Origin of the sequence: Tepidimonas sp., from assembly GCF_036824975.1 — a bacterium.
Classification (GTDB): domain Bacteria; phylum Pseudomonadota; class Gammaproteobacteria; order Burkholderiales; family Burkholderiaceae_C; genus Tepidimonas.
The window spans coordinates 2,976-5,604 of record NZ_DAISZC010000086.1 but is presented as its reverse complement, the minus strand read 5'-3'; the positions used below and the strand labels follow the sequence as shown (position 1 = coordinate 5,604).

The 2,629-nt window shown below is 68.4% G+C and carries 4 protein-coding genes; 1 reads left to right on the top strand and 3 read right to left on the bottom strand.

Annotated elements, in window-relative coordinates:
- On the top strand, positions 1–168 hold a 168-nt coding region (locus V7Z54_RS09980), incomplete at its 5' end, for a hypothetical protein (RefSeq protein ID WP_443082464.1).
- Between the two features lie 207 nt (positions 169–375).
- On the opposite strand, the gene V7Z54_RS09025 is transcribed toward V7Z54_RS09980, so the two are convergent.
- The 3 genes from V7Z54_RS09025 to V7Z54_RS09015 form a co-directional block, all read right to left on the bottom strand.
- Positions 376–1,149: a BPSS1780 family membrane protein gene (locus tag V7Z54_RS09025; protein ID WP_334135984.1), complete on the bottom strand. Its 774-nt coding sequence runs from the start codon at positions 1,147–1,149 to the stop codon at positions 376–378.
- Positions 1,150–1,207: 58 nt separating this feature from the next.
- Positions 1,208–2,161 carry a homoserine kinase gene (locus V7Z54_RS09020; RefSeq protein WP_334135983.1) on the bottom strand — a complete coding sequence of 318 codons (954 nt, stop codon included), beginning with the start codon at positions 2,159–2,161 and terminating at the stop codon, positions 1,208–1,210.
- A gap of 6 nt (positions 2,162–2,167) precedes the next feature.
- Positions 2,168–2,629, bottom strand: a 462-nt coding sequence (locus V7Z54_RS09015) for a hypothetical protein (protein WP_334135981.1), incomplete at its 5' end; no start/stop codon positions are given.

Here is a 2,629-nt window from a genome sequence, read left to right as displayed (position 1 = left end):
GGCGCCGAGATTCGCACCGGTATGACGGTATTCCACGTCAAATTTGGCGAGGGCCGAGTGCTGGCCATCGAGGGGCAGGGCAGCGACGCGCGCGCTCAGGTGGATTTTCGGCGCCACGGCACGAAGTGGCTGGCGCTGGCGGTGGCCAAGCTGACTCCGGTGCAATGATTGAAGCTTTTCGACGCTGACCGGTGTCGCCGCGCCCATGCCGTGGCCGTGTGGTTTTGCATGGGCTGGCGTGGGCATACCGATTGCCGCTGGTGCGCCAAACCAATCCGGAACCACCGATGTCGTGGGGGCGTCTGCTTCGCCGTTCGGTGAGGCCGCCCTTTCGCGCCCCACTTTCGCCGGGTCACAGCCCCTCACCGATGGGCATTACGCGGGTGGCAGGCCGTCGTCGGTCAGGAAGCTGTCGCGGAAGGTGAAATACAACGATGTGAAAAACGCCGCGCTCAGCAGCGCGGCCACCGGAAACATCAGCACCTGCAGCGCGCTGGTGCCCCCCAGCAGCTGCGACAGCAGCACCAGAACCAGCGAGACACCGACGAACACCGCGCTCCAGCCCAGCATGAAGACCAGCAGCGCCCCCTTGTTGGTCCAGCACGCCACCCAGCTAAAAAACAGGCTTTTGACCGGGTGCACCCCGTGCCAGTGCACCAGGGCCGGGGCGTGCCAGAACAGCAGGCCCAGCGGGACGTACAGCACGCCCTGCCAGGCCAGGTTGCGCAGCAGCGCAGCGTCGTCGAGCTTCGGAGGCTCATCACCGCTGCCGGGGAGCAGCGCTGGCGCGCCGGATATCCATCCCGCCAGAGCCATCACGATCAGGGAGCCAACCGCGTACAGCGCCCCCAGCAGCAGCATGGCGCGCGCGCGCTCGCGACCGACGCGAAAGGCGCTGGCCAACACCGTCGGCATGGGAAATTGGCCCCGGTCGGCCTCCTTGGCAGCCGCCATCAGCCCCAGCGTGGCGGCGGGCAGCAGTGCCAGCGCCAGCGGTGCCCCCACCAGCGGCACCATCGCCAGCACGCTGACGGCCAGAATAAACATGAAAAACAGGCCACCCATGGCCAGTGGCTGACGCGCAAAGGTGCGCAGTCCCAGCCGGACCCACAGCAGGCCGGTGCGGGCGGGAACGCGATTGAGTTTCATCGGTGGAAGGGGCGTCGGCAGAGGTGGGGCGGCATGGCCTGGGGCGATCCCGCGCGCTTTAGCATTCGGCCAGCCGCGCGCGCAGCACGCGCTCGAAGTGCGTCGGATCATGGGGCTTGAGCACGGCGGCCTGGCGCGGCAGATACCAGTCCCACAGGCGCGAAATCCAGAACCGCAGCGCGCCGGCACGGCGCATGGCAGGCAGCAGCTGCCGCTCGGCCGCCGTCAGCGGCCGCACGGCCTGGTAGGCTTGCAGCAGTGCCCCAGTGCGTGCCGGGTCGGCCGCGCCGCTGTCCAGGTCGATGCACCAGTCGTTCAGGCACACCGCCAGGTCGAACAGCCAGGTGTCACAACCCGCGAAATAGAAGTCGAAGACGCCGCTGAGCTGGTCCCCGTCGAACATCACGTTGTCGCGAAACAGGTCGGCATGAACGGGGCCGCGCGGCAAACCCTGGTAGGCGGGGCTGGCGGCGACGTGGTTTTGGTAGGCCAGCTCGGCCTGCAACAGCTGCGCCTGCGCCGGCTGCAAGTAGGGCAGGATCACCGGCACCGTCTCGTTCCACCACGCCAGCCCCCGCAGGTTGGGCTGCTCGCGCTCGTAGTCACGCGCGGCCAGATGCATACGCGCCAGCATGGTACCGACCTGCGCGCAGTGGGCCGGCTGTGGGGCCAACACGCTGGCCCCGCGCAGCCGGTTGACGACCGCGGCGGGTTTGCCGCGCACGCGGTGCAGGATCTCGCCGCTAGCGTCGGCCTGCGGGTCGGGCACCGGGATGCCCTTGCCCGCCAGGTGCTTCATCAGGTGCAGATAAAACGGCAGCTGCTCGGCGCTGAGCCGCTCGAACAGCGTCAACACCCACTCCTGCCGCTGGCCGTCGCACTCGGTGGTGACAAAGTAATTGGTATTTTCGATGCCGCCGGCACAGCCGACCATCTCGATCAGGCGGCCCAGGCCCAGCCGTTGCATCAGGTCGGCCGCCTCAACACGGCTTACCTCAGTGAAAACCGCCATGGCCGATCAGAACTGCACCACACGCCAGCGGCGCATGCCGGCACCAGACATCTCGTCGCTGCGAGCACCGTCGATGGGCCGCACTTCATACCCTGGCACGGCGGATCGCGTCTGCACCTCGATGCGCCGGGTCTGGCCCCCGACGCGCAGCTCCTCCACGCGGCTGAGCCCGTCGGCATGCACCAGGCGCTCCACTTTCGGCTCAGGGTATCGCGGTGCGGGTGGCTCGGTGCCAGCCACGCCTGCGGGCTGGGCGTTGACCAACGCTGCACCGCCTAGGCCCAGCAGTGCCACGGCGGCCCTTGTCCAGCCGCGCCAGCGGCTGGGGGTGCGGACGGCGTACGACACCCGCTCTGGCAGCAACGGGCTGACGCGGGCGTCGGGATCAAGGGCGTTGAGGCGGGCGAAGCGGTCCATAACCTCTGCATTGTAGTCGGCGCCTCCCATCAGGTCGTTGCAGCTGGCACC

Bases quoted from the DNA above. Each gene is read 5' to 3' on its own strand.
- V7Z54_RS09025 (WP_334135984.1), bottom strand. From the start codon at position 1,149: ATGAAACTCAATCGCGTTCCCGCCCGCACCGGCCTGCTGTGGGTCCGG.
- V7Z54_RS09020 (WP_334135983.1), bottom strand. From the start codon at position 2,161: ATGGCGGTTTTCACTGAGGTAAGCCGTGTTGAGGCGGCCGACCTGATG.